Here is a 25,817-nt window from a genome sequence, read left to right as displayed (position 1 = left end):
TCAGGAACCTCGCCCACCGGTTATTCGCACGGATGAGATTTTAATCGTGAGAGGGGAGCGATGTACCACTTTTTACCTCAAAAGTGGCACATCGCTCCCCTGTCGCGTTAAGGCAAGTGCAACGTCCTATCAATACGGACGCGGTTACAAAAGTCCTCGTCGTGGCTCACCAGCACCAGCGCCCCCTCGTAGCTGGACAGCGCGTCCACCAGCCAGTTGACCGAGGAAATATCGAGATTGTTGGTGGGTTCGTCGAGCAACAGTAGCTGCGGGGCGGGGCATCTCAGCGGGATGCGTGCGAGCTCCACACGGAAACGCTCACCACCCGAGAGCTCGCTGATGCAGGCGTTAACGCGGTCGCGTTTGAATTGCAGTTGCGCCAGTTGGTCTCGCAGGTACTGCTCGGTGGCGGTGATGTTGGTTTGCGCGACAGTTTCTAGCACCGTCTTATCCGGCGCGAGGTTGATGCACTGACGCAAGTACCCGCACGATGTCAGCGCGTAGGCGACAGTGTAGGACGCGGGCCGGTCCGTTGGAGCGGTGAGTCCGGATTCGTGAGCGATGTGGTTGAACAGGGTCGTTTTACCGCTGCCGTTAGAACCAGTTATTCGCAGGTGCTCTGGCCCTTCAAGAATGATGCTCTCGGGCAGGTTCTCCTCACTTGCGCAAGCAAGGGATAGTTCAAGAACTTTCTTTCCGGTGGGCAGAGTAGTTTCGGGTAGATCGATATAGATGGAGGCGTCCTCACGCAGTTGGCTCTGCGCGTACTCAACTGCCCGACGCGCATCCGCCACCGAGTTCTCGTGTTGTTGAGAGCGTTTAACCGCGGTGCGCTGCGCGGAGTTTTTGTCGAGCCCCATTGCCATGCCGGGTTTGCGTTTTGAGGCAGCGAATTTTTTACCGCGTCGCTCGTCGCGTGCCAGTCGGGTGAGCATGTCGGCGCGTTCTTTGGTTTCTTTGCGCTGCTGGGCTTTCGCGTCGCGAACTGTGCGTTGGACCGCGTGCTGCTCGGTTTCAAGGGCCTGTACGTAGCTCTCGTAGTTGCCGGTGAAGGTGCGCAGGGTTCCTTGATAAAGCTCAGCGATTTCATCGACGTGCGCAAGGAGGTCTCTGTCGTGGCTGACGATGACTGCCGGGCAGGGCAGGTGGTGCAGCTGCTCTATCAGGCTGGATTTAGCGTGCGAATCGAGGTTGTTGGTGGGTTCGTCGAGCAGCAGAAAGTCCGGTGAGGACGCGAGTGTTGCGGTGAGCGCGAGAGCCACAGCCTCGCCGCCTGAGAAGGTTGAGAGGGGGCGCCGGAGAAACTCTGAGACCTCCGCATCCGAGAGCCCTGTAACCGGGGCGAAGTCTGCCCTGGCCAGCGCGACAATGATCTGCTCACCAGCGTCCCACTTATCGCCGATTGCCTCGTACACAAAATTGGAAAAGTCGCCGCTTTCTAGGGCGGTCAGGGCGTCAAGAATTTTTGTAATTCCAAAAATATCGGCAACCGTGCTGTTCGCATCAAGCCCGAGATCTTGCGGTAGATAAGCAACTCGCGCAGGACGCTGCACATCACCCGACGTCGGCTGAATGAGCCCAGCGAGCACCTTGAGAAACGTTGATTTACCGCTGCCGTTATCTCCAACCAGGCCCGTCAGGGGTGCACTGAAAGCGCCGGCTAGGTCGGAGAAACAAGGGGTGCCGTCCTGCCATGTGAATGACAGGTGAGAAAAAGACACAGAGCAATCATTAAAAGTGGACATCACAAAACGCCTATCAGCTAGAGATTTCAGCTAAGGCGCGGGCACGCTTTAGCTACTTATGCAGAAAGCGTTTGTGAATCCAAGGGATTGCCTCTCGTAGGGAATAAAGCACCTCAAAAGTAACATGGGTCTCAGACAGTGGCAAGGGGTTTAGGGAATCCTCTTATCTCGTGCGATAGGTTTTGCTTTCATATACTCATGGAGCTTCCAGTCCTCGAACAGCGAACTCAAACCGCCGAAGATTTAATAACCGAAGGACGTATGCAACTCACTGCGAGCATCCGCGAAGCCTATGCTGATGGTTTATCACAACGCGCTATCGCACAGGCCGCGAACCTTAGCCAGCCCGAAGTCTTTCGCCTCCTACACTTTCATGGAACTTCGCCGCTCTCACGAAAACTCAGGAAACATCGCAAACAGATTCTCAGCTATTTAGCTGAGAACCAGATACACAATGTACGAGTTTTCGGCTCACTAGCAGTTGGGGCAGATCATGAAGGATCAGACATAGATCTTTTAGCGACCACAACAAACACGTTTGGCCTCATGAAAATCGCAGAGATTGAAAGTCATCTGAGTGAAATAGTAGGCGCACGCGTGGATCTTGTTTTCGACCACACCAGCCGCCCCGACCTCAAAGACCGCATTATCCAACAGGCAGTGAGGCTATGAGCAGAACTGAAAAAGAAATAGTCAACGAGGCTCTTCTCCATTTGAGCTAGGTAGAAAAGTATGCTCAGGAAAACCTTGATGATTCAGTGTACCTAGACGCAATCTCTATGAGACTGTCGGCCGCCTTAGATTCACTCAATAAACTTCCCCAAAACACTAAAGAAAATCTCTTTGGAAAGAATTGGCACTATATGCGAGGAATGCGTAACCGTATTGCACACGGTTATGCAGTGGTCGACCCAGCTACGATTCGAGCGACCGTTATTGAAGAGTTGCCAAATCTTATCAGCATCTTGAAAAAGCAGCGGACCGAAGAAGTCTAGTTTCCTCAACGGGAGATTTTCTTATCCGCAGCCCCCTTCAGACGCACGAGCCCCTTGTTTAACTGTATCTCACAGGATACATTTAAGCGTAGGGAAATCCTGCAGACCGATACCTACAAACGCTGGTGTCGAAACTAAAAGACACAAAGGGGCGAGCCCGAATAGATATCGCTCTCACGCGATGTCTACTTGCAGGAAGGGTAGTTGGCGATATCAAACCGCTAGGAAATGGAGTAAGCGAACTCCGCATTCACGCCGGCCCCGGCTACAGGATTTATTACACCCTCAAAAATCAACAAATGATGCTTCTGCTCATTGGAGGAAGCAAAACAAGCCAAACCAAAGACCTACAACCTAGCCCAAGAACCCCAGGAGAGCCAATGAGTACCAATCTTTCACCGTGGGATGCTGCCGAACACCTCGAAACTCGCGAACACATCATCGCCTACCTAAACGCAGCACTCGAAACCGGGGAATCCGCAGTGCTGCAGGCGGCTCTAGGCGATATCGCGCGCTCACAAGGCATGGTTAAAATTGCTGAAAAAGCTGGCGTGGGCAGAGAATCTCTTTACAAATCACTCAGCGCTGGAGGGAACCCCTCTTGGAAAACCATCCTCAAGATTTTCAACGCCCTCGACTTGCAACTAGAGGTTAGCGAAAGAGCGGCAGCGTAAATTTTCCTCTCGCGGTTAAGATCTCATCCGTGCGAATAATCGGTGGGCGAGGTTCCTGAGACAGGCTTTCTGGGTGGAGGTTTTTATTTCCTCGCTCGGAAAATCTCCACCCAGCCATTCTGACGGGTATCTAGCCGATGTTTTAGCGCTCTTCGCGGGCTGATTCTTCCGGAGTTGCACTGAGGAAGTGTGGCTCGTTGAAACCGCGGGACGCGAACGCCTCGCGCACAGCGTGGGCTACCGCGTCCTGCTCATCAGCACGCACCAGCGCAATCGCCGAACCGCCAAAACCGCCGCCCGTCATGCGCGCGCCCAGCGCACCAGCGTCCAACGCAACATCCACGGCGACGTCCAGCTCAGGGCAAGTCACCTGATAGTCATCGCGCAAGGACGCGTGCGAGGCAGTCAGCAGCTCACCCAGCTTCGACCAGGTGCTAGCGGTGGGCTCACCGGCTTCAAAGAGCTTGATGGTCTCAACCACGCGCAACTGCTCAGACAGCACGTGACGCAACAGAGCCTCAGCGGTTTCAACGGTGTATTCACCGAGAACCTCTACCCCACCAGCGGAAACAATCTCTCGCCAGCGATCCACAGCGCCCCCGACGTCACCGGTAATCTCAGTGCCATCGGTGACCAACGAGCTCAAAAATTCCTCACCGAAAGCGTCCGCCATCGCGTCACAACCAGCGCGACGCTTAGCATACTGGCCGTCGTTGAGCTGGTGCGGTGCGCGGGTATCAATCACCAGCAGGGAGAGGCCAGCGGCGGCAAGATCCAACGGAACCTTGGTGGTCGCAAAATCACGACAGTCGATGGTCAGCACAGAACCCTGCGACGCGCGCAGAGAAATTGACTGATCCATGCCGCCGGTATTCGCACCGGCAATGTCGTTCTCAGCCTTGATGCAGGCGGTTGCCAGCTGCTTGCGTCCGTCATCGGTGGCAGCCAGCAACTCGCGGTCAGAGTCATTTTCACTAGCCAGAGCGTCAAACGCCAGCGCAACGGAACACTCCAGAGCTGCCGACGACGAAAGTCCAGCGCCCAGTGGAACATCCGAATCCACCGCAATGTCAGCGCCGGCTACCTCGCCCAGAAGACCCAGTTCGCGCATGGCCCAGGGCACGCCCACCACGTAAGCAATCCAGCTATCCACAGCACCGGGGGCAACCGCATCCGCCGCAATCTCGGTGGTCTCGCTACCATCTTGAGTTGAGGTCACGCGCAGAACACCATCGGTGCGCGGTGAAATAGCCACAAAAGTGCGGTGCGGCAGGGCAAGAGGCATCACGATGCCTCCGTTGTAGTCAATGTGCTCGCCAATCAGATTGACGCGGCCGGGCGCGGAGAAAACACGCGCGGGCTCAACGCCAAATTCATCGGTGAAAGCCTGACGCACGCGCGCTACGTGTGCGCCGGTTTCTTGGGCGGTTTTCCAAACGAGTTCAGTCATGATGCGAGTTCCTTAAAACGTGTGGCAATGCGCTCGGGTGTGGTGTCAGAAATCCAGGCGGCGACCGCGGATTCACTGCCCGCCAAGAATTTCATCTTGTTGGGTGAGCGCATGAGCGAGAAGACGCGCAGATACATGCGCGAGATGTGCTCGCCGTCGCGGGTGGGCGCCTGGTGCCAGGCGGCGATGTAGGGCAGGGTGGTGACGCCGTCGAAGAAGCGGTCCAGACGGCCCAGAATGTCGAGGTAGAGCTCGGTGAGTTCGTCCTTTTCAGCGTCCGTGAGTTCAGTGAAATCGCGGGCTGCGCGGCGCGGGAAAACCATAATCTCTACCGGCCACTTAGCGGCGAAAGGCACAAATGCTACCCAGTGTTCGGTTTCTGCAACGATGCGAGTACCCTCGGCCAGTTCCTGATTCAGCAGGTCGCCGAGCAGGTCTGCTCCCCCGTTATCTGCCGCGTATTTTTCTGCCTGACGCGCCACGGCAGCAGTGTAGGACGGCAGGTAGGAGTAGCCGTAAATCTGCCCGTGCGGATGCGGCAGGGTCACGCCGATCTCTTTGCCGCGGTTCTCGAAGGGGAACACCTGCGCGATGTCCGGGTTGGCGGAGAGTTCGCGGGTACGGTGCGTCCACGCCTCAACGACGGTGCGGGCGCGCTTGAACCCTAAGGACGCGAATGACCCCTCAGTTTCGGGTGTAAAGCAGACGACTTCGCAGCGTCCTGCCGGGGTGGTTTCGAAGAAAAGATCGTCATCGCGGTGAACTTCCAGCGGCCCCTGTAGCGAGGGAAAGCGGTTCTCAAAGACGGCCACATCGTAGCTATCTTCGGGGATTTCGCCGGGGACGCTACCGCGGCCAGCAGGTGCAAGCGGGTCCTCATCAGCCGGTGGCATGAAGGTGCGGTTGTTGCGGTGCGCGGCGATGGCAACGGATTCGCCGGTCAGCGGGTCACGACGAATGGACGCAGCTTCTACCGGTGGTAGCTCACGCGCATCCAGCGGGCGAGGGTCTTTAATTTTGCGGACCTTTTCGCCGGAAACATAAGGTTCTGAGTCGTCGTAGAACAGGATTTCGCGGCCGTCGGCGAGGGTGCTGCGGGTGATGCGTACGGGGTGGTGGCTCATGCTACTACTACCTTGTTGACGTTGTCGGCGAGCACGCGGTGCTGCTCGTCGGTGATGGTGTTGCTGGTGATTACGGTGTCGACGTCGCGCCATTGGGCAAAGCGCATCAGGCCGGTGACGCTCCACTTGGTGGCGTCAAAGACGGCAACGACTTCTCGCGCGGATTTCATAAAGACCTGGTTGGTGTGGCCTTCGTGCAAGTTGGGGGTGAAGAGGCCTTTTTCGCCGATGCCGTGGGCGCCCATAAAGAGGATGTCGGTGGACAGTGTGCTGAGCGCCGCGTCCGCGATGGGACCAACGAAGGCGTCGGAGGGCGTGCGCTCACCGCCGGTGAGCAGGGTTTTGACGCCGGGCTTGAGGTCTGAATGGAAGATGTTAAGCACCTGCAGCGAATTGGTGACGACGGTGATGTCGGTGAGCTCGGGTTGCGCCGTAATTTCTTGGGCAATTTTGGTGCAGGTAGAACCGCCCGCGATACCGATGGACTGCGAGCTGTGCACTAATCCCAATGCCGCGCGCGCAATGGCGGTCTTCGCATCCGCATTGATTGCCATCTTTTCGGCAAACTGCGGTTCGTGGGCAGAGGTTACAAGAGTCGCACCGCCGTGGACGCGGGTGAGAACGCCCAACTCGTCGAGTTCAGCGAGGTCGCGGCGAATGGTCATGGTTGAAACATCAAGCGACTCGGCAAGGTCTTGAACCTGAACGGTTCCCTTGGCATGAACCTGCGCCATGATGGCGTTGTGGCGCTGTTGAGCGAGCATGTGCACCTTCTTTCAGAACGCATCTATACATTCGCAGTCTAACAAAAAGGAACATAAACAAACACAAGATCCGCCATTTTTGTTCAAAATGACCACGTTCCAACTTTGAAAAAATTTTTCCGAGTCATAATTAAACATTTTTAAACTAAAGACCACACGATTAAACTATAGTGAACATAAATAAACAAATTGGTGTTCTTGAATGCCGTTGAGTAGAACCACCAGATCAGAGGAGAAAGGGCTCCCATGATTGTTCCAAACCACTTTGAGAATCTTCGCGCACTTCACGAAAATACTCTGGACGCGAGGGCCTACTACATTCCCGCATCTACTCGCCGTGATGACCTAGTTGCGCATCGAGAAAAATCCGATCGTTTCACTAGCCTCAATGGAACATGGAAGTTCCGTTACTTCGGCTCAGTACGCGACCTTGATTTCGATTTCTATAAAACCGAACAAGACCTCTCAGTTTTTAAAGACATTCAGGTACCAGGAACTTGGCAAACTCAGGGATATGATGCCCACCAGTACACCAACATCCGCTACACCTTTCCACTGAATCCACCTTTTGTTCCCGCTGAGAACCCTTGTGGCGCTTATGTCACTGAGTTCGAATATTCCAAGAATGAGACAGCTCCATTAGCTCACCTGAACTTCGAAGGTGTTGATTCATGCTTCTATGTTTGGCTCAATGGTGAATATGTGGGCTACAGTCAGGTTTCGCATGCCACCAGCGAGTTTGATATTTCAGAGCTTGTGCAGGACGGCACCAACCGCCTTGCCGTACTTGTTCTGAAATGGTGCGATGGCTCTTATTTAGAGGACCAAGATAAATTCCGCATGAGTGGAATCTTCCGCGATGTCTATATCTTAAATCGACCCCACGACGCAGTCTTCGATTACTTCATCACCACTGATATTGATGAAAAGACCGGCGCATCGACCATTAACTTCTCCGCCGCATTCTTAAACGACGAGGCCCCTGTAAAGCTCGTGCTTAAGGATGCTGAAGACCAAGAAATCGCCCATAGTGAGCTAGCAGAAACCTCAGAAAATAATGGTTTCTCGCATACTGCAACTTTTGATATTCAAGATGCCCACCTGTGGAACCCTGAGAATCCTTATCTCTACACGCTAAGCATCGAAGGTCCACATGAAATCATCACTGAACGTGTAGGTATTCGCACCGTTCGCATCGAACGCAACGTTATCCTTCTCAATGGTCAGCCGATTACTTTCCGCGGAGTGAACCGCCACGACTCCGATCCCGTAGTTGGACCTGCCGTAGACTACGCGCACATCAAGCGAGACCTTGAGATCATCAAGCAACATAATTTCAATGCAATCCGCAGTAGTCACTACCCCAATTCACCCTACTTCTACCAAATGTGCGATGAGTATGGTTTTTTGGTAATGAGCGAGGCTGACAATGAAAGTCACGGCACTATGCTTCAGTACCTCGAGGATGACTCCTTCGAAAATCAGGTGAAGCATTGGAATCAGCTTATATCAGATAACCCAGAGTGGACTGAGCCCACCATGGATCGCGTACAACTGTGCGTTATCCGCGAGAAGAACCGCCCCAGCATCATCTCTTGGTCAGCAGGTAATGAGTGTGGCTACGGTGTAACACTCGAAAAGTCCCTGGCCTGGGTCAAGGAGTACGACAACACACGTATCACACAGTACGAAAGCGCATATTACGACGATAAGCGCCGTAAATACGATTACTCGAATATCGATCTTTACAGCCGCATGTACCCTCCATTCGAGGATATTGAAAAGTACCTTGCAAGCTCACCCGATAAGCCCTTCTTGCTTGTAGAGTACGCGCACTCGATGGGCAACGGCCCTGGAGATTTTGAAGATTACTTTAAGGTTATCGATGAAAACTCTGCTATGTGCGGTGGATTCGTCTGGGAATGGTGCGACCACGCTATATATGCGGGTAAAGATGAGCACACCGGTAAGGATATGTACCTCTACGGTGGAGACCACGGCGAGGAAATCCATGACGGAAACTTCTGCATGGATGGGCTTGTTTACCCAAATCGCACCCCTCACACAGGCCTATTGGAATACCGCAACGTGTACCGACCACTACGCGTCGCCGACTTCAACGCAGCTTCGGGTCATGTAACACTCAAGAACTACCTTGATTTCACCGACGCGAAAGAAGCAATCGAGCTTAAGTACTTCTTCGTCTGCGATGGATCCGTAGTTTCAGAAGGCACCTATTCCTTTGAGTCTGCCCTGTTGCCTCACGAGCAACAAACCATTCGGCTTGATATGCCAGAACTGACTGCAGGCAGGTGCTACCTACACATAGAATACGTCCTTAAAAAGGATCTCCCGCTTCTACCTGCAGGGCACTTCCTCGGTCGCGAAGAAGTAGAAATTTCTACACTTGTTTCAACTCATCACAAAGCTCTAGAGCTCTTAGAAACAAATACCAGCGCCCCACATCTCAAGGTAGAAGATACCGCTAACGAATACGTGATCGTTGGTGAGGGGTTTAGCTACACTTTTGACAGAAACTCAGGCGTATTTAGCCAGCTCACTGTAGACGAGAAAGATTTGTTTACTGAGCCGATGAACATCAATATTTGGCGAGCGCCCACTGACAACGATATGTATCTGAAGCTCAAGTGGAAGGCCGCTCACTACGAGCAAGCGTACTCCCGCTCCTACTTCAGCTCATATCAGCCTGTCGACAATGGCATCATCATCAGTTGCGCTTTCGGGGTTATTGCCCCCACGGTGCAGCCCATTGTGAAGGGCACTGTCCTCTGGCATGTGGCACACGACGGTAAAATTACGGCCAAGTTCGAAGCATACCGATCACCACAGTTCCCGGTGCTTCCTCGTTTCGGGGTGCGCCTGTTCTTAGATAAGTCACTACAACAGGTTGAATACTTCGGCATGGGACCACACGAGAGCTATGTCGATAAACACCAGGCAAGTTATCACGATGTTTTCACAGCCTCGGTTTCAGACTTACATGAGGATTACATCAAACCCCAAGAGAACGGCAGTCACTTCGACTGTGACTATGTTGAGCTCTCAAACAACGCCTCAAAGTTCTCTGTAGCTTCAAAAAATCCGTTCTCCTTCAATGCTTCTCATTTCTCTCAAGAGGAGCTAAGCACAAAGGCACACAACTTTGAGCTACGCGAAGAGAACGCCACTGTTCTTTGCATCGATTACGCACACAACGGTATCGGCTCTAACAGTTGTGGCCCTGAGGTTCTAGAGGCCTACAGACTCAATCCAGAAAACTTCACCTTCGAATTCACACTCATTCCCTCTGCATAAAACAGGGATAAATCAAAGGCAAAACAATGAACGAAAAGAAATACCTTCGGTGGTACAACGTAGTGGGCTACGGTTCCGGCGACGTTGCCGGCAACGTGGTGTACGCGTTCCTCGCATCCTTCGTGATGATTTACCTGACCGACACCGTCGGTTTGAACCCGGGTATCATCGGTACCTTGATTCTTGCTTCGAAGATTTTTGACGGAATCTCAGATCTTTTCTTCGGTGCAATGATCGACAAGACCAACACTCGTATGGGTAAGGCTCGTCCATGGATGTTGTGGGGTTACTTCGGTTGCGCAGCGATGATTATCGCAATCTTCGCAATTCCCACGTCCATGGGTCAGTTCGCTCAGTACGCATGGTTCTTCATTGCTTACACACTTTTGAACGGTGTTTTCTACACCGCGAACAATATTGCCTATTCAGCTCTTACCTCGCTGATTACCAAGAACGGTAACGAACGCGTGCAGATGGGCTCAATCCGCTTCATGTTCGCATTCGGCACCAGCTTGCTTATCCAGAGCATCACAGTGCAGGGCGTCCAGATGTTCGGTGGTGGAGCTGAAGGATGGCGAACCATCGCTATTATCTACGCGCTCATTGGCCTGGCTGTAAACACCCTCTCTGTTTTCTCTGTCAAGGAACTGCCCAAGTCTGTTCTGGAAGAGGAAACCCAGGCAATCCCGATTATTCGAGAAAAGAACAACCCTGTACCTGAGAAGTACAGTCTCAAAGAGTCCCTCACCCTACTTGTGAGCAACAAGTTCTACCTGCTGATCCTTGCGGTGTTCTTGCTGAACCAGATTTTCAACACCACACTCAGCATGGGCATCTACTTCATGACCTACATCTTGGGCGATGCGACCTTGCTTGGGCCCTTCGCATGGGCAATCAATGTCCCGTTGATTATTGGTCTTTTGTTCACACCTATGGTGGTTCAGAAGTTCAACGGCATGTACAAGATCAACGTCCTAGGCTACGTTGTTGCATTCATCGCACGCGCATTGGTAATCGTCGCAGCCTACATGGGCAACATCCCGCTGATGCTGGTCTTCTCAGGTATTGCGTCCATCGGCATGAGCCCCTTGCAGGGAACCATCAACGCTCTCATCGCAGAGGCATCCGAGTACACCTTCCTCTCCAAGAAGAAGCGCATTGATGGCACCATGTTCTCAGCTACCTCACTCGGTGTGAAAATTGGTGGCGGTGTAGGTACCGCCCTTGCAGGCTGGTTGCTATCTATCAGTGGCTACGTAGCTAATGCTCCTGAGCAGTCTGAATCAGCTATTAGCATGCTGTACATCATGTATCTCTGGATTCCTGCCGGCATTAACCTCATCATTCTCTTCTTGCTCACTCGCCTCAAGGTTGAAAAAGCAAATAAGGAACTTCGAGACAATCCCGTCATTGAATACACCATGCTAGATAACTAGTAACGTACAAAAGGGTGGATGCCTTCCTCTAGACATCCACCCTTTTCGTTTAAATCCAACTAACTCCCCTGGCCCTAACCCCTAGAGTTCCGCTCACTACAAGGAGTTAAAGTCCCAGCGGATGAGCGGAACGCCAGGGTTTAGCTAAAACCGGCGACCCGAAGTCGCGTCTTGATACCCTAAAGAGACTATTCGCGCGAAAGGGAACCATGGCTGGAATCAAATTTGAAAACGTTGTGTGCCAGTACCCCGGTGCGGAGCGCCCCTCGGTGAGCAACCTGAACTTGGATATCGCTGACGGCGAGTTCCTGGTGCTTGTGGGCCCGTCGGGTTGCGGAAAGTCCACGACCTTGCGTATGCTCGCTGGCCTTGAGGACGTCACCTCCGGACGCATCACCATCGGCGATGAAGACGTCACCTACGCCGCGCCTAAGAACCGTGACATCGCGATGGTGTTCCAGAACTACGCGCTGTACCCGCACATGACCGTGCGCGAGAACATTGCCTTCTCGCTCAAGGTTGCTAAGTTCCCCAAAGACAAGATCAACCGCCGCGTTGAAGAAGCCGCCAAGCTACTGGACCTCACCGAATACCTGGACCGCAAGCCCAAGGCACTCTCCGGTGGCCAGCGTCAGCGCGTTGCAATGGGACGCGCGATCGTGCGCGAGCCCCGCGCCTTCCTCATGGACGAGCCCCTCTCCAACCTGGACGCCAAGCTGCGCGTGCAAACGCGCACCCAGATTTCAGAACTCACCCGCCAGCTGCGCACCACCACCGTCTACGTCACCCACGACCAAACCGAAGCAATGACCATGGGCGATCGCGTGGCAGTGCTGAACGCGGGCGTCCTGCAGCAGGTAGACACCCCGGGTAACCTCTACGACCACCCCGCCAACGAGTTCGTTGCAGGCTTTATCGGATCACCGTCCATGAACATCTTCTCCTGCCCCGTGGACGAGCAGGGCGCACACTTTGGCAAGAGCGTCGTTCCGATCTCACCCGAGATGCGCTCAAAGCTCACCGGGGATCGCATCAGCATCGGCGTGCGTCCCGAAGACCTGGTGATGACGCGTGAGGGCGAAGGCATTCGCGCACACGTTGACCTGGTCGAAGAGCTAGGTGCAGATGCTTACGTTTACGCCGTGTTGTCCCGCCACCAGGACGTCACGCTCAAGCAGACCTCGCCCGACCGTCCTGCCCAGGCAATTCTGCGTGTGCCCGGACGCAGCGCGGCGCGCTACGACAACGTGTGGCTGGCGACTTCAGGTAAGATGCACTTCTTCGACCCCGAAACCGGCGCGAACCTGGAGCTGTAGACAGCGACCCCTAGCGTTTCGCTCACCACAAGGACTTAAAGTCCCAGCAAGTGAGCGAAACGCTAGGGGTTACGCGTTAAAGCCCTGACGATCTATCACTACACTGGTAAGCATGGCTTCCCGTTTTAAACTCTCTGCACCAGACCCGCTGATTCTCATGATTCTCGGTGCGGTGATCCTCGCGATTATCGTTCCTGCACGCGGCGAGTTTGCCGATGGTTTCTCGGTTGCCACCAAGATCGCCATCGCGTTTTTGTTCTTTCTCTACGGTGCGCGTCTTTCGCCCCAAGAAGCCATGGCGGGTCTGAAAAACTGGAAGCTACACAGCTCCATTCTTGCCTTCACCTATGTCCTGTTCCCCATCGTCGGGCTGCTCATGTGGCCGCTACAGCACGTGATTGGGCAGGAACTTTACCTCGGACTGCTCTTTATGAGCCTCGTTCCCTCTACAGTGCAGTCTTCGGTAACGTTTACATCCGTTGCGCGCGGTAACGTTGCCGGTGCGGTGGTGGCGGCGAGCGCGTCCAACCTCTTAGGCGTGGTGATTACCCCGCTGCTGGTGATGCTGTTGATGCGCTCTGATCACGTTGCGATTTCGGGGGATGTTTTTATTAATGTTGCCGTTCAGTTGTTGCTCCCGTTTGTGCTGGGTCAGCTTCTGCGCAAGTGGGCGGCTCCTTTTGCAAAGAATAAGCTGACGAAGAATATTGACCGTCTCTCCATTGCGATGGTGGTGTACTCTGCCTTTTCGGAGGGTGTTGTGGACGGCATTTGGGCGCGTGTTTCTATTCCTCAGCTGATTGCGCTGATCATTATTAATGTGGTGCTGGTTGAGGTCATGCTGTGGCTGACTAATTTTGTGGGCAAGAAGCTGGGCTTTGACCGCCCTGACCGCATCGCTATGCAGTTCTGCGGCACTAAGAAGTCGCTGGCGACCGGCCTGCCCATGGCAGTGATTATCTTTGGCGGCGCGTCCGTGGGTCTGCTGATTTTGCCGCTGATGCTTTTTCACCAGGTTCAGCTGATGATCTGCGCGGCGCGGGCGTCCAGGTACGCGCGACAGTTGGAGGCCTAGCCCCGGGCTGGATCCATCTCCCGCAGAATATCCAAAATAGTTGAGACCGCGGGGTCGGTTGCTGAGCTTTTGCGGATGACAGCGAAAACGGTTCTTTTGCCGAGTGGCTCACTGACCCACAACCCTTGCGGCACACCGCGCGATGTGGGAGGCTGTTCGATACTGCGGACTTGAGGGTTGCTAAAAATGATGTTTGCACGAGATTTCCTGCCTACTTACGGGTTGATGTTTCTTAGAGTAAGCACCTGCCGGCAGGGGAAGGTGCGGCTCGCTCACATGCACAGACAACTACGTGCTGGCAGTCAGAGAAAATAGGATGCGCGTGCAGGTAGCACCCAGACTATTTACTCAGCACCCTTGTTAGCGCGTCGATTCACCCGGTAGTGTAAAGAGAGTCACAGACGCGTTCAAAGGAGAAACCGTGCAAAACCCAGTGACCCGCAAACTCATGATCGCCCTTTCAACCACTGTGCTGGGCCTCGGCTTAGCAGCGTGCGGCTCGTCCGACTCAGATACCAACGAACCCGACGATAAAGAAACCACGCAGGCACCCGCATCCACCAACGCAACCAACGATGACAACGACGACGCATCGGGGTCACCGGAAGCTGACGATAGCGATGATGCAACCGAGTCACCCGATGCTAACGACAGCGATGATACTAACGACCACGACACCACCGATGGCGATGGCGATAATAACGACCCCATTGATTTTGAGAAGGACGATGCTAACGGCTCAGACACCGATGGTGGCACCGATTCAGATAATGATAACGGCTAAAATCAGCGCAGTTTTTAGCTGAGAGGCACGTAAAAGGTCTGCCTTTTCACTTTCCGTGGATTTGCGCTGTAATTTTCGCGTTTTTACAGCGCAAATCCACGGAAAGTGAGAGCTTACGAAGCTTAGACAGCTTCCACTGCGCGAATGAGCGCGATATGCGGGATGATGTGCGGGAAGTTGCCCGTCATGCGCTGGGCCTCAAAATCGTAGGACGCGCTGAGCAGCCCCAAGTCGTTAGACAACGCCAGCACGGTGCGCAGGACGCGTTTGCCGTCTTCGGCGCGTCCTGATCGCAGGTACTGCTCCGCCAACCACAGCGAAGCACCGAAGTGCGGGTTGTCCTGCCCTTCAAATCCATCGATGCTGTCGCGGTTGATATAGCGGTAAATAAGGCCGGATTCGTGCATGAGTTCGTCTTCAATGCGCTCTACCGTGCCCACCATGCGAGGGTCGTCCCACGCCACAAAACCAATCTGAGCAAGCTGTAACAGGGACGCGTCCACGTGCACCCCGTCGTAGGTTTGCACAAAGGAGTTCAGCTCTTCGTTGTAGCCGCGCTCCAAAATCTCTTCTGCCACGCGGTCGCGAGCCTCAGCCCACGCCTGCGCATCGCCCGTCATGCCGTGCTCGGTAACGGCAGTAACACCGGCGTCGAACGCAGCCCACAGCATAGCCTGTGAGTGGGTGAAGATGTGCGGCTCGCCCGCCATCTCCCAGATAGAGCGGTCTTCGCTACCGATTTTTTCAACAGCTGAGTTGAGAAGTGCCTGCTGCAAGGGCCATGAGAGGTGGTCTTCGCCCACGCCGTGACGGCGCAGGTTCGCGAAAGTTGCCAGCACCTGACCCAGCGCGTCGCCCTGGAAGTAGCTGTGCGAACCGTTACCCGAACGCACCGGTTGAGCACCTTCGTAACCGGCAAGAGCAAGGCGGCGGTCAAGGTCGTCCTTCTCACCGGCAACGCCGTAGACCGCGTGCAGGTTGTAGGGGTTGTTGGCGAGCGCGCGTAGCAGCCAGTTACGTAACTGCGCGGTTTCGCGTTCGTGACCGTGGGCGAGGGTCACGTCCATTGCCATGGCGACATCGCGCAGCCAGGCAAAGCGGTGGTCCCAGTTGCGCTTGCCGCCCAAGACCTCGGGCAGTGAGGTCGTTACGGATGCCACCAGGCCGCCGGTTTCGCGTGAAATCATAGCGCGTAGCACCAGGAGCGAACGCAGGCGTGCCTCGCGAAGCTCAGCCTCGAAGGCGGCGTCATCTTCTTCTTGCTCAACAATCGGGTTGACGCTGGTCTGCGCGAATTCTTCGTAGGTTGCGGCATCGATTTCGAAGGACGTGGTGTTGGTGGAAGGCTCAAGAACTTCGGTTTCTACCTCGCGGGTGACAGCAATCGAATTGCTATCTACCGACACATCGGTAGCGGGTGCCTCAACCTGCGCGATGCGGTTGGTGTCGACGTCCTCGCCGTCACCGTAATGAGTGTTCTCTTCAACAGCGGGCACCTCAGCTGGTGCTTCGGGAGTTTCGGGAACCTCATCCACGTACAAACCTGACCATTCACGCCACTGTTCCTGCGCGTAGTTCAGTGCTGTGGGGTAATCAATCGGTGCGGGCGGATTCTGGTTGGAGGCAAAGTATGACAGGGTGAAAACATAGTTCTGACCTGCGGTAACGGTGAAAGTTCCAGCGTGTTGATCGGGCTCACCGTCGGGCATTGCATCGCCGCGGAACACCAGCGCGTGCGGGCCAGCCATGCCCACCAGCATTGATTCTTCAGGGTTGGTGTTGCCGTTGGCGTCCGGCGCGCCATCGTAGCGCGTCACCCACGGCTGAGTTTTACCGTTATCAAAACGCATCGCGATTTCGTTGTACATGGTGACCTCACCGGTGAGCCCCTCCACATTTCGCACGATCGAGGTACCGGCAGCTAGCGGCATGAAGTCGGTAACGCGCACGCTCGCATCGCCCACAGACCACACCGTCTGCAGTACGAAGGTGTTCTCGCGATAGCTACGCTCGATGCGGATTTCCTCAACCGGCGTGGGGTTCATAGATTCCAGCGGAGCCAGTAGCCAGCGCCCATTATCGCGCTCACCCAACAGGGCAGCGAAAACAGCACCGGAGTCAAAACGCGGGGCGCAGAACCAGTCAATTGAGCCGGCGCGCGAGACGAGCGCACCGGTATTCATGTCAGACAGTAGAGCGTAGTCCTCGATATAAGAAGCCATGTTCTTAAGCCTATCAAACGGGTGTATTCACGAAATTGTGCGGTGTGTGTTTATAAAGTGGGGAATGCACGTAGCGGAAAAGTTCGTAAAGCCCTTGCAAGCATACCCCCAGGGGGTATAACGTGGAAGCATGAGCGAAACACACAACGGCTGCGAACACGGCCCCCACGGTTACAGCGACAACAAGGACGCCTACCTCAAGCGTCTGCGTCGCATCGAGGGGCAGGTGCGCGGTATCGAGCGCATGGTACAAGAAGACAAATACTGTATTGACATTCTGACGCAGGTAGCCGCCATCAATAAGGCACTGCACTCAGTCTCAACCGGTCTTCTTGAAGAACACCTACGCCACTGTGTGGTTGAAGCCGCGCACGAATCAGAACGCACCGGAGACTCCGCCGCAGTCGACGAAAAAATCGCCGAAGCAACCGCAGCAATCTCCCGCATGATGCGCAGCTAGCTCACAAGATGTACTCACGCTGGCACCCGCCAGCACCCCACTCCGAAGGAGAAAATCATGGCTACCAAGGTCGTCAAAGCAACCGGTCTCACCTGCAACCACTGCGCACTGAGCGTCACCGAAGAGGTTTCAGAGGTAGAAGGTGTTGAGTCAGTAGTGGTTGACGTCGTCAAAGACGGCGAGTCAACCGTAACCATCGAGCACACTGAGCCCGTCAGCGACACCGCCATCAACGCGGCAATCGCAGAAGCCGGCTACGACGTCGTTCAGAACTAACAGAACAACGCTGGCAACCGGTTAGCTAGTGCGTGTAACCGCAGTGGCTCACCGCTTTTGCACGCTAGGACGACTGCGCCCAAGGAGTGCGCGACCTCGGCAACCGGAGCCAGTTGAGCGCCAACCAAAGTGCGCCCCGCATAAGTGACGAAGGCCGGACCTTCTCGCATCAATAAGCACGCAACGTCGCCAGCTGGCATCGGGTCTGGCGTGAATCGTGGCGAGCGCCCAGCGCGAGTCCACGAGAGGGGCTGCTGGCGACTGCGTGCTGATTAATGAGACCGTCCCCTAGATATTTCCCCTACCTACGCATCGTGAGAAGGAATCATGTCGAGCACGACACCCCAAGACATCCTGCAACAACCTGAGACCCGCGTCCTTAACCTGAACGTGGGTGGCATGACGTGCGCGTCCTGCGTGGGGCGTGTGGAGCGCAAGCTGCGCAAGCTTGAGGGCGTGGACGCGTCGGTGAACCTTCCGCTGGAGTCGGCGCGCGTGATTGTGCCGGCGAGCATCAGCGATGACCAGATTGTGCAGGCCGTTGAGAAGGCGGGGTATTCAGCGTCAGTTAAGCATGATGAAGATTCGTCGCCTGAGCTTGATACGACGTCTTTGCATTCTCCTGAGATGCTGAAGAAGCGTATTTGGGTGGCTGTAATTTTTGCGGTTCCGGTTTTTTGCATCACCATGTTTTCAGTGTTTCAGTTTCCGCACTGGGGCTGGGTGGTGGCGCTACTGGCGCTACCGGTGGTGACGTGGGCGTCGTGGCCTTTTCACCGTTCGGCGGCGATTAATGCGCGTCATTTATCGGGCACGATGGACACCCTGGTGTCTTTGGGAATCATTGCGTCGTACGGGTTTTCGCTGGTCAGCCTCATTGCTTACCCGTATGTGACGGCTCATGCCGGTCACGATGGCATGAGCGCTCACGACCATAATTTGTACTTTGATTCTTCAACGATGGTCGCACTGTTCTTGCTGGTGGGACGCTTTATTGAGGCGCGCACGCAGCGACGCTCATCTGAGGCTCTGCGTAAGCTTCTTGACTTGGGCGCTAAGGATGTCGCCGTGATTCAAAACGGCAAAGAGATCCGTATTCCGGTGAAGGATCTTCTGCCCGATGATGAGTTTGTGGTTCGTCCCGGCGAGAAAATTGCGACGGACGGCGTGGTGCTTTCGGGTAGTTCTGCGATTGATGAGTCGCTTCTGACCGGTGAGTCCGTTCCGGTTGAGGTGAGCCCGGGTAGTTCTGTTACGGGCGCGACGGTCAACGTTTCTGGCGCACTCACGGTGCGTGCCACTCGCGTAGGTAGTGAGACGACGCTGGCGCAGATGGGTAAGTTGGTGTCTGAGGCGCAGTCCTCCAAGGCTCCTATCGCTCGTTTGGCTGACCGTATTTCTTCTGTTTTTGTTCCTATCGTTTTGGCGATTGCTGCGCTGACTTTCGTCGTGTGGTTGCTGGTTTCACCCGATATTTCTGATGCGTTTATTGCCGGTGTTTCGGTGCTGATTATCGCCTGCCCGTGCGCTTTGGGGCTGGCGACTCCTACCGCTTTGTTGGCGGGTACAGGACGCGGTTCTCAGCTGGGCATCCTCATTAAAAGCGCGCAGGTGCTTGAAGATACCCGCGGTGTTAACACCGTCGTTCTTGATAAAACCGGCACTGTGACCACGGGTGATGTTGAGGTCATACAGGTTGAGGCGTTTAGTTCTGATGCTGATCCTTATCTTGAGGTTCTTGCCCCCGCGGCTGCGGTTGAGCAGCGCAGTGAGCATCCGATTGCGCGCGCTATTGCGGCGGCTGGTTCGGCGCGAGGTACCCTCCCTGAGTCGCAGGATTTCAAGTCCTATGCAGGGGGCGGTGTGCGCGCGGTTCTCGCCGATGGGCGCACCGTTGTTGTGGGCAAGGCAGATTTCTTGGATGAGCGTCGGGCTTTTCTCAACGATTATCAGCGAGAGCTCATCTCAGCTAAGGAACACGAAGGTTTTACAACCGTGGCTGTGGCAGTCAACGGTAAACCTGTGGGCATTATTTGTTTGCAGGATGCCCCCAAGCCTGATTCTGCGCAGTCCATTGCGGAGCTCAAAGCGTTGGGTTTGCGTCCGGTTCTTTTGACTGGCGACGCCCTGCCGGTGGCTCAGGCGGTAGCGCAACAGGTGGGTATTGATGAGAGCGATGTCTTTGCGCAGGTCAGCCCCGAGGACAAGGTCACGAAGGTTCGTGAACTGCAGGATGCCGGTCAGACCGTTGCCATGGTGGGTGACGGCGTGAACGACGCGGCCGCACTGGCACAGGCTGATCTCGGCATTGCAATGGGTTCGGGCACCGATGTTGCCATGGAAGCTGCCGACATGACGCTGATGCGCAGCGAACTCGCATCCGTGCCCACAGCGCTGAAGCTTTCACGCGCCACCCTGCGCCTGATTAAGTCCAACCTGTTTTGGGCGTTTATCTACAATGTAGTGGCGATCCCGGTTGCTGCGCTCGGCCTGCTTAACCCCATGATTGCGGGTGCGGCGATGGCATTCAGCTCGGTCTTTGTCGTGCTCAACTCCTTGCGCCTCACCTGGTGGAAGCCGTGAGCTACTCAACAGTAAAGAACGCGTAACTACGCTCACTTAGTTAAATTATTAACTTTTTCGTGACATTTTTATAGTCCGTCGCGTCTAACTAAGAGACGGCGCTGGGGCAGGCACCTTCCACTTACCGCTTCTCCCAGCGCCGTTCCTTTATAAATATACGTACTCAATAACTCCCCCAGTATTTTCAGGAGCATGTCATGGCTACACTCGTCGCCTCGGGCGGAACCACTGACATTCCCGACGCCGTCCTTGAAAAAATCGGTGAACTTGCGCTTAAAGACGTGCACGGAATCAGCAGTCAGTCCAACCCCACCGCCAGTGCCTTTGGTCGCATCCGCGACCTAGTTAACAAGCACAGCGAGAATAATCCAACCACGGTGAATGTGAGCTCAGGCGATAACGCACTCACTGTAGATATTCAGCTCTCTGTCGCTGTTCCGCATAAACCCTACGCGGTGGCAATGGAGGCGGGCACTAGCGTCCTTGAAGCCATTGAATACACCACCGGGCTGCCCGTTACCGCAGTAGATGTTCATGTATTCTCGGCAACCAGCGCGTGCGACAGCGAGATTTACACGCCCAAACACGGCTCGCAGGTAGAAGCCGGCCAGGGATCATCTCGCGTGAACATCACGTACTCTCAGCAGGTTTTGGATTACTGCACTTCTCATACAGTCGCCACGATGCTGGATGTCGCCGCTAGCGACGTCAAAGTAAAAATCAGCGACTCGTCAGATGCAGTGTCAGCTACAGTAAACACCCCGGTAGCCCACGCTCTTATCTCAGATTTTGCCCGTACCCGCGGCACCCAGGCTCAAGCTCTTGAACAGTCTCTTTCAAAGTACGCCGAAAGTGTTCGCACCCCACTAACCTTTGCATTGCGCCAGAACTTTGGACGCGCCACCAACACAGTGGAGCTTAAAATTTCAACTATCTCCGGTGAGTCAGGAGGTACATTAAACCCAACCGCATAAGCTTTCGTCTTAATTTTCATGCAGCCGCAGTGACGGATATCCTCGAGACCTCCCACCGCCCCATCCCATACACCCCACATGATGCCCACCTCGTGAGCTAAAATATTTACTCGTGAGGACGAATCATAACGTAACTGGAAAAGCACAGGAGGAGCATCGATGACACCCTCCCCTGCACCCACCGCAAGTACAGGCGTCGAACTACCCGATGCACTGTTATGTGCGCGTGCAGTCGCAGGCGACCAGTACGCCTTCCAGGCACTCATTCGCCGCCACGCACCCGCCATGCGTTCATACGCCATTCGACTCACCGGAAGTACGGCAGATGCCGACGATGTACTCCAAGAAACTTTCATCCAAGCTTGGCGCAAGCTAGACACCCTCGAAGACGCAGCGAAGGTGCGAAGCTGGCTCATGACGCTTACCAGCCGAAAAGCTATTGACCTTATCCGTACTCGCAAACCCAACGTTCCCATCGACGACGTGGCAGAAACACACGCCAAGGAACAAACGCCCGAACAAAGCGCCATCACCGGCTCAGAAATCGGTGCGCTTGCCAAAGCCCTCAAAACTCTGCCCAAACAGTCGCAAGAAATTTGGGTGATGCGTGAGGTGGGTGGCTCGTCCTACCAAGAAATCGCTGAGCTACTCGATATCTCACCTGCGAGCGTCCGCGGAAAGCTAGCCCGCGCACGCATCAAACTAGTTCAGGAAATGGAGGGGTGGGACTCATGAACACCCACATTCCGTTAGAGACCCTGAGCAACTGGCTTGAAGATGAACATTCCGGCAATCACTCCCCACAGCACCTGCTGACGGGATTGCATATTCACCACTGCCCAACGTGTACACAACGTCTTGAAGCGTTGCAACGTCTTGAACGCGTAACCAATGACCTCGTGACCGAGGAAGTAAACAAACAGGCCAGCGACAGCAGCTGGTTAGATACCATGCTGAGCAACCTTGTTCTTGAGACCAAGGCAGGACGCTCGATTCCGCTGACCGCTCACCACGAGCTTGATACGCTCACGCAGACCGAAGGTTCAGTGATTGCAGCCATTCGCCGTGCCGGTGAATCCCTACCCGGCGCGCTGGTGAGCCGTTGCCGCCTTGATGGCGATGTCGAAGCACCTCGCGCACCTATTAACGTTGAGATTACAGCCTCCGTTCGCGAAGGTAGCTCCGTCGCAGACATCACGCGCGAGTTGCGTGAACGCGTTCGCAAAGAACTAGAACGTATTAGCGAATTGAACGTTGAGCAGATCAACATCACCGTCGAAGACATGCACTCCTTCGACATTGAACAAGCCACAAAGAACCTCAAGGACAGCCCCCATGCCCCATGACACTCTGCATATTGAACCTGCAGAAAGTGGCAGTGAAGCCCCCGATTCGTTGCGCGTGAAGATTCGCGAATCAATTCTTGCCGTAGACGGGGTGGAGCAAATATATCCGCATGAGGGAGCTATCGGTGGCACCGTACGCGCGGTAGCTGCCGCTGTGCGCGAGGGCCAAGAAGGCGCCAAGGGAAACAAAGAAAGCGACTTCTTCAACACGAGCCAGCAGTCTGCCACCACGACAGTTGGCAAGGTAGCGGACGCGGTGAAGTCGCTGATTGAGGCTCCGGTGAGTGAGAGCGCGTCCGGCGCAGGATCAGAGAACCTCACCGTTGCTGTGCGCGTGGGGCTCAGCGCCGATGCCGATGTGCCGCGCACCGTTCGCTCCGTGGCCGAGGCTGTACGCCAGCATGTAGACGATGAACGCTACGTTCACGTAGAAGCCGTCAACTACTAAGGCTTTTTACACTAGAAAACCCCGGTCCTCTCACCGATGAGAGAACCGAGGTTTTATGCTCTCTATAGGCAGTAGGCACGCGATGCGCCCGTAAATCTAGCGCTCCTGCCCGTTGGCGCGGGGCTGTGAGTCGGATGCCGCGTCCTGCTGGGTAGTAGCTTTGGTTGCAGATGCGGTAGACGCGCCAGTTGCAGAATCAGCAGTGCCCGTAGCGCGTTCAGCAACAGCTTTCTTACGCGCCTCAGCCTCACGCTTAGCCTTCGCCTCAGCATACAGCTTGGCAGACGAACGATTAATACCGGTGCCCTGGCCCAGGTGCTCATCATTAGGGCGCTCAATCATCATGAGGGTAGCGCACAACACCAGCGTCACAATAAACACCGCACCAGCAACAGATAGCGACAGCGAGTACTGCGGAGCATTCTGAGTACCGCCCGTTGCAAAAATAAAGACGCCAAAAAACGCCACAACAGCCAGTACAACCGCAATAATCAGCGGCCCCTTAACCTGCTCTTTAAAACCGCCTGAACGCTGCTTCTCTACCACAAAAATCCCTCCAAAATGTGCATAACCTACTCTACAGCGAAAGCAGGGCTAGCGCGCCTCAATCTTCTTCGCGTCACTGCGCACAGTGAGGGCACCAATCATCATGAAAATGCCAGCAATCAGCGCGCCACCACCAGAAACACCCAGAATTGCTTTCGCACCAAGATCACCAATGACCGGAATGAGCGCACCAGCAACGGTAAGCACAAAACCGGCGATTCGCCAGTCCTTATCAACGGGCAAAGCATCTTTGCCACGCAAACCCAACAACATGGTGAGCACACCGCTAATACCCAGCACCAGCGAGCCAACAACAATGACCCACAGTGAGGTATGCGGCAAAATCATGGTCAACACGCCACCGGCAAGCTGAAGCAGCGCCACCGACTTGAGCGCCTGCACCACGGGAGCGAATTCCGCATCAAAAGCCCCGACAGCGGTTGAGGTCATAAAATTAGCCGCGCCCAAACCGATAAAGAAAAGACCCAGCGCAATCGCCGCACCGGTGAGCGTGGGCACCTGCCAAAAGACCGTCACCAGGCCAAACACAAGGTTGACCAGCGCCATCACAACGGTGGGTACGAACAAAGAACGAGCAAGGTTTGAAGAAGTCACGGGTACTAGCTTAGTGATTACGATGCGAGCGCGCGACCCCGGTGCGCGGCGTCCTCGGTCGCACTTTCCGTGGATTTGCGCTGTAAAAACGCGAAAATTACAGCACAAATCCACGGAAAGTTGGTGAGTGGAGAGGTTTAGGGGTTTACAGCGAGCGTAGGACGCGGGTAGTCAGCTCCAGTGCGCGGGGCAGGTGGCGTTCGCTGATGCCACCAAAGCCAATGACCGCGCCGAACTTTCGCGCGCTTTGATGTGCGCCAGAGTGCGCCCAGTAATCCCCCAGCGTTGCCGCCGTGAGGTTCTCTTGCTCAGCGCGGCGCAGAAACTCACGTTCCGCAAGAGGGGTGGCGCGTTGACCGGTGAACTCGAGCACCGCGTGCAGACCGCCGTCCATGGGTAGTACCTTGACCCAGTCCGGGGTTCGCTCCGATGTCAACGTCTCAAGCAGCGTATCGCGGCGTCCCTTATACACACGGCGCATACGGGCAATGTGGCGTCGGGCGCCGCCATCCGTGAGAAAGGAGGCCATCGCATCCTGCGTGATAGACGAGACCGGCGAGCCGAGTACCCCGCGAAGATGCGCAACCTCAGCCATAACGGACGGCGGGGCAAGTAAATACCCCAAACCCAGACCGGGCGTAAGAGTCTTTGTAAAAGACCCCAGAGTAATCACGCAATCGTGGCCGGTTTGACGGTCCAGCGCTGCGAGAGCGGGCAGGGGATCGCCCACGTAGCGCAGCTCAGAATCGTAGTCATCTTCGACGATAAAAGCATCATTTTTCTTAGCCCATTCCAGGAGCTCAAGACGCCGCACAATCGGCATGGACGCCCCCAGAGGGTACTGGTGACTGGGCGTTACCAGCACGATATCCGGACGCGGGTTCTGCGGCAGGTGCGCGGGATTGAGGCCGTGTTCATCCACGTCAATGGGCACAATCTCGTGGCTGAAAGCCGCCGGGATTTTATGCAGCGACGGGTAGCCGGGGTTCTCCACAGCGATGCGCAACGGGCGGTCATGACGCTGGCGGCGCATAGCTGAGAGCACCAGGCGAAAGGCGTCGCGGGCACCGGCGGTCACCAGAATTTCGTGCGGTTCACGCACCACGGAACGCATGACGCGCAGGTGCTCCGCCAGCTGTTCTTGCAGATAAGTGGCGCCCACTGCGGGGTATGAGCTACCGGGCTCAGCGGCGGCTTTTCGCCAGGCAGCACGCCAGGCAGCACTGGCAAGGAGCGAGGTGTCGGGGGTTCCGGGAAGCAGATTCAAGGACGCGGTTGAAGACTCAGCGCGGCCTGGCCCAGTGCTTTGGTCCGGAGATTGCGGTGAGATTTTTTGTAATTTCAAATCCGCCGTCACAAAGGTTCCACCCCGCGATGTCTGCACGTACCCCTCAGCACTGAGCTGCTCAAAGGCCGCCACAACGCTGCCGCGCGAGACCCCGAGCCTAGTAGCGAGCGCACGCGAGGAGGGCAAAGCATCCGCCGGTTTGAGGGTGCCAGTAATAATATGACCGCGCACCTGCTCAGCGATTTGGGCAGGCAGTGGTTGACCACTGTGTTTGCTGATATTCAGGGGAAGTTCGGCAGGGCGAGAGGTGCGAGGCATGGGTCTTTCTAGTTCTTTTTGAGAAGGGGCACTTATCGTTCAATTTTGGGGCAAATTTTGAAG

At 55.3% G+C, this 25,817-nt stretch carries 22 protein-coding genes and 2 pseudogenes; 16 read left to right on the top strand and 8 right to left on the bottom strand.

Annotated elements, in window-relative coordinates; genetic code table 11:
• Window positions 1-107 precede the first annotated feature (107 nt).
• Window positions 108-1,721 carry an ABC-F family ATP-binding cassette domain-containing protein gene (locus IDM49_RS00805; protein WP_228008125.1) on the bottom strand — a complete coding sequence of 538 codons (1,614 nt, stop codon included), beginning with the start codon at window positions 1,719-1,721 and terminating at the stop codon, window positions 108-110.
• 285 nt (window positions 1,722-2,006) lie between these two features.
• Between IDM49_RS00805 and IDM49_RS00800 the strand changes: the two genes are divergently transcribed.
• The 4 genes and pseudogenes from IDM49_RS00800 (at window position 2,007) to IDM49_RS00785 (ending at window position 3,414) form a co-directional block, all read left to right on the top strand.
• A complete protein-coding gene (locus tag IDM49_RS00800) occupies window positions 2,007-2,417 on the top strand; it encodes a nucleotidyltransferase family protein (protein WP_228008124.1) in 411 nt (136 codons plus the stop codon).
• A gap of 74 nt (window positions 2,418-2,491) precedes the next feature.
• Window positions 2,492-2,740, top strand: a pseudogene (locus IDM49_RS12515) (HepT-like ribonuclease domain-containing protein); the annotation flags it as partial.
• A 125-nt stretch (window positions 2,741-2,865) separates the two neighbouring features.
• Window positions 2,866-3,081: pseudogene (locus tag IDM49_RS12510) on the top strand (type II toxin-antitoxin system RelE/ParE family toxin); the annotation flags it as partial.
• A 39-nt stretch (window positions 3,082-3,120) separates the two neighbouring features.
• Window positions 3,121-3,414 (top strand): addiction module antidote protein, encoded by a 294-nt coding sequence (locus IDM49_RS00785; RefSeq protein WP_190725366.1) that lies wholly within the window; start codon window positions 3,121-3,123, stop codon window positions 3,412-3,414.
• A gap of 142 nt (window positions 3,415-3,556) precedes the next feature.
• Here IDM49_RS00785 and galK read toward each other — a convergent pair whose 3' ends face one another.
• Genes galK through IDM49_RS00770 form a run of 3 tightly spaced genes read right to left on the bottom strand, consistent with a single transcriptional unit; the run spans window position 3,557 to window position 6,752 of the window.
• The gene (gene galK / locus IDM49_RS00780; protein WP_190724683.1) at window positions 3,557-4,864 is read right to left on the bottom strand and encodes a galactokinase; all 1,308 of its coding nucleotides are present in this window, start codon (window positions 4,862-4,864) and stop codon (window positions 3,557-3,559) included.
• Window positions 4,861-5,988 (bottom strand): galactose-1-phosphate uridylyltransferase, encoded by a 1,128-nt coding sequence (gene galT, locus IDM49_RS00775; RefSeq protein WP_190724682.1) that lies wholly within the window; start codon window positions 5,986-5,988, stop codon window positions 4,861-4,863. The genes galK and galT overlap by 4 nt, the downstream gene beginning before the upstream one ends.
• Window positions 5,985-6,752, bottom strand: coding sequence for a DeoR/GlpR family DNA-binding transcription regulator (locus IDM49_RS00770; protein WP_190724681.1), 768 nt, complete (start codon window positions 6,750-6,752; stop codon window positions 5,985-5,987). Before IDM49_RS00770 ends, galT begins: the two co-directional genes overlap by 4 nt.
• 246 nt (window positions 6,753-6,998) lie before the next feature.
• Here IDM49_RS00770 and IDM49_RS00765 point away from each other — a divergent pair, with 246 nt between their 5' ends.
• The 5 genes from IDM49_RS00765 (at window position 6,999) to IDM49_RS00745 (ending at window position 14,678) form a co-directional block, all read left to right on the top strand.
• Window positions 6,999-10,067: a glycoside hydrolase family 2 TIM barrel-domain containing protein gene (locus tag IDM49_RS00765; RefSeq protein ID WP_190724680.1), complete on the top strand. Its 3,069-nt coding sequence runs from the start codon at window positions 6,999-7,001 to the stop codon at window positions 10,065-10,067.
• A gap of 26 nt (window positions 10,068-10,093) precedes the next feature.
• Window positions 10,094-11,503: an MFS transporter gene (locus IDM49_RS00760; protein ID WP_190724679.1), complete on the top strand. Its 1,410-nt coding sequence runs from the start codon at window positions 10,094-10,096 to the stop codon at window positions 11,501-11,503.
• 209 nt (window positions 11,504-11,712) lie between these two features.
• Window positions 11,713-12,819 carry an ABC transporter ATP-binding protein gene (locus IDM49_RS00755; protein WP_190724678.1) on the top strand — a complete coding sequence of 369 codons (1,107 nt, stop codon included), beginning with the start codon at window positions 11,713-11,715 and terminating at the stop codon, window positions 12,817-12,819.
• A gap of 112 nt (window positions 12,820-12,931) precedes the next feature.
• Window positions 12,932-13,894 carry a bile acid:sodium symporter family protein gene (locus IDM49_RS00750; RefSeq protein WP_190724677.1) on the top strand — a complete coding sequence of 321 codons (963 nt, stop codon included), beginning with the start codon at window positions 12,932-12,934 and terminating at the stop codon, window positions 13,892-13,894.
• Between the two features lie 421 nt (window positions 13,895-14,315).
• Window positions 14,316-14,678, top strand: a complete 363-nt coding sequence (locus tag IDM49_RS00745; RefSeq protein ID WP_190724676.1) for a hypothetical protein — start codon at window positions 14,316-14,318, stop codon at window positions 14,676-14,678.
• Window positions 14,679-14,800: 122 nt separating this feature from the next.
• Here IDM49_RS00745 and IDM49_RS00740 read toward each other — a convergent pair whose 3' ends face one another.
• Window positions 14,801-16,900 (bottom strand): glycoside hydrolase family 15 protein, encoded by a 2,100-nt coding sequence (locus IDM49_RS00740; RefSeq protein WP_190724675.1) that lies wholly within the window; start codon window positions 16,898-16,900, stop codon window positions 14,801-14,803.
• A gap of 130 nt (window positions 16,901-17,030) precedes the next feature.
• Here IDM49_RS00740 and IDM49_RS00735 point away from each other — a divergent pair, with 130 nt between their 5' ends.
• The 7 genes from IDM49_RS00735 to IDM49_RS00705 all read left to right on the top strand — a co-directional run bounded on the left by IDM49_RS00735 (window position 17,031) and on the right by IDM49_RS00705 (window position 22,987).
• On the top strand, window positions 17,031-17,360 hold the full coding sequence (locus IDM49_RS00735) for a metal-sensitive transcriptional regulator (protein ID WP_168614361.1): 330 nt from the start codon (window positions 17,031-17,033) through the stop codon (window positions 17,358-17,360).
• Window positions 17,361-17,417: 57 nt separating this feature from the next.
• Window positions 17,418-17,636, top strand: coding sequence for a cation transporter (locus IDM49_RS00730; RefSeq protein ID WP_190724674.1), 219 nt, complete (start codon window positions 17,418-17,420; stop codon window positions 17,634-17,636).
• A gap of 327 nt (window positions 17,637-17,963) precedes the next feature.
• Window positions 17,964-20,219: a heavy metal translocating P-type ATPase gene (locus IDM49_RS00725; protein ID WP_190724673.1), complete on the top strand. Its 2,256-nt coding sequence runs from the start codon at window positions 17,964-17,966 to the stop codon at window positions 20,217-20,219.
• A gap of 197 nt (window positions 20,220-20,416) precedes the next feature.
• Window positions 20,417-21,193, top strand: a complete 777-nt coding sequence (locus IDM49_RS00720; protein ID WP_190724672.1) for an Asp23/Gls24 family envelope stress response protein — start codon at window positions 20,417-20,419, stop codon at window positions 21,191-21,193.
• Between the two features lie 159 nt (window positions 21,194-21,352).
• Window positions 21,353-21,928 (top strand): RNA polymerase sigma factor, encoded by a 576-nt coding sequence (locus tag IDM49_RS00715; protein ID WP_168615260.1) that lies wholly within the window; start codon window positions 21,353-21,355, stop codon window positions 21,926-21,928.
• Entirely contained in the window at window positions 21,925-22,539 is a 615-nt protein-coding gene (locus tag IDM49_RS00710) for an Asp23/Gls24 family envelope stress response protein (protein ID WP_190724671.1), read from the top strand. The genes IDM49_RS00715 and IDM49_RS00710 overlap by 4 nt, the downstream gene beginning before the upstream one ends.
• On the top strand, window positions 22,529-22,987 hold the full coding sequence (locus IDM49_RS00705) for a hypothetical protein (RefSeq protein WP_190724670.1): 459 nt from the start codon (window positions 22,529-22,531) through the stop codon (window positions 22,985-22,987). Before IDM49_RS00710 ends, IDM49_RS00705 begins: the two co-directional genes overlap by 11 nt.
• 96 nt (window positions 22,988-23,083) lie before the next feature.
• Here IDM49_RS00705 and IDM49_RS00700 read toward each other — a convergent pair whose 3' ends face one another.
• From IDM49_RS00700 to pdxR, 3 genes are all read right to left on the bottom strand, one after another.
• A complete protein-coding gene (locus tag IDM49_RS00700) occupies window positions 23,084-23,533 on the bottom strand; it encodes a hypothetical protein (RefSeq protein ID WP_168615257.1) in 450 nt (149 codons plus the stop codon).
• Window positions 23,534-23,581: 48 nt separating this feature from the next.
• On the bottom strand, window positions 23,582-24,148 hold the full coding sequence (locus tag IDM49_RS00695) for a hypothetical protein (RefSeq protein WP_190724669.1): 567 nt from the start codon (window positions 24,146-24,148) through the stop codon (window positions 23,582-23,584).
• Between the two features lie 145 nt (window positions 24,149-24,293).
• A complete protein-coding gene (pdxR, locus tag IDM49_RS00690) occupies window positions 24,294-25,754 on the bottom strand; it encodes a MocR-like pyridoxine biosynthesis transcription factor PdxR (protein ID WP_190724668.1) in 1,461 nt (486 codons plus the stop codon).
• Window positions 25,755-25,817: the final 63 nt, after the last annotated feature.

Origin of the sequence: Rothia terrae (genome assembly GCF_014705925.2) — a bacterium.
Lineage (GTDB): Bacteria > Actinomycetota > Actinomycetes > Actinomycetales > Micrococcaceae > Rothia > Rothia terrae.
The sequence above is the reverse complement of the archived record's forward strand: the minus strand, read 5'-3'. Positions and strand labels throughout refer to the sequence as shown.

What these genes read in the sequence shown, in the direction of transcription:
- IDM49_RS00800 (WP_228008124.1), top strand. Translation starts at nt 2,007, where the DNA reads ATGCAACTCACTGCGAGCATCCGCGAAGCCTATGCTGATGGTTTATCA.
- IDM49_RS00785 (WP_190725366.1), top strand. Translation starts at nt 3,121, where the DNA reads ATGAGTACCAATCTTTCACCGTGGGATGCTGCCGAACACCTCGAAACT.
- galK (WP_190724683.1), bottom strand. Translation starts at nt 4,864, where the DNA reads ATGACTGAACTCGTTTGGAAAACCGCCCAAGAAACCGGCGCACACGTA.
- galT (WP_190724682.1), bottom strand. Translation starts at nt 5,988, where the DNA reads ATGAGCCACCACCCCGTACGCATCACCCGCAGCACCCTCGCCGACGGC.
- IDM49_RS00770 (WP_190724681.1), bottom strand. Translation starts at nt 6,752, where the DNA reads ATGCTCGCTCAACAGCGCCACAACGCCATCATGGCGCAGGTTCATGCC.
- IDM49_RS00765 (WP_190724680.1), top strand. Translation starts at nt 6,999, where the DNA reads ATGATTGTTCCAAACCACTTTGAGAATCTTCGCGCACTTCACGAAAAT.
- IDM49_RS00760 (WP_190724679.1), top strand. Translation starts at nt 10,094, where the DNA reads ATGAACGAAAAGAAATACCTTCGGTGGTACAACGTAGTGGGCTACGGT.
- IDM49_RS00755 (WP_190724678.1), top strand. Translation starts at nt 11,713, where the DNA reads ATGGCTGGAATCAAATTTGAAAACGTTGTGTGCCAGTACCCCGGTGCG.
- IDM49_RS00750 (WP_190724677.1), top strand. Translation starts at nt 12,932, where the DNA reads ATGGCTTCCCGTTTTAAACTCTCTGCACCAGACCCGCTGATTCTCATG.
- IDM49_RS00740 (WP_190724675.1), bottom strand. Translation starts at nt 16,900, where the DNA reads ATGGCTTCTTATATCGAGGACTACGCTCTACTGTCTGACATGAATACC.
- IDM49_RS00735 (WP_168614361.1), top strand. Translation starts at nt 17,031, where the DNA reads ATGAGCGAAACACACAACGGCTGCGAACACGGCCCCCACGGTTACAGC.
- IDM49_RS00730 (WP_190724674.1), top strand. Translation starts at nt 17,418, where the DNA reads ATGGCTACCAAGGTCGTCAAAGCAACCGGTCTCACCTGCAACCACTGC.
- IDM49_RS00725 (WP_190724673.1), top strand. Translation starts at nt 17,964, where the DNA reads ATGTCGAGCACGACACCCCAAGACATCCTGCAACAACCTGAGACCCGC.
- IDM49_RS00720 (WP_190724672.1), top strand. Translation starts at nt 20,417, where the DNA reads ATGGCTACACTCGTCGCCTCGGGCGGAACCACTGACATTCCCGACGCC.
- IDM49_RS00715 (WP_168615260.1), top strand. Translation starts at nt 21,353, where the DNA reads ATGACACCCTCCCCTGCACCCACCGCAAGTACAGGCGTCGAACTACCC.
- IDM49_RS00710 (WP_190724671.1), top strand. Translation starts at nt 21,925, where the DNA reads ATGAACACCCACATTCCGTTAGAGACCCTGAGCAACTGGCTTGAAGAT.
- IDM49_RS00705 (WP_190724670.1), top strand. Translation starts at nt 22,529, where the DNA reads ATGCCCCATGACACTCTGCATATTGAACCTGCAGAAAGTGGCAGTGAA.
- pdxR (WP_190724668.1), bottom strand. Translation starts at nt 25,754, where the DNA reads ATGCCTCGCACCTCTCGCCCTGCCGAACTTCCCCTGAATATCAGCAAA.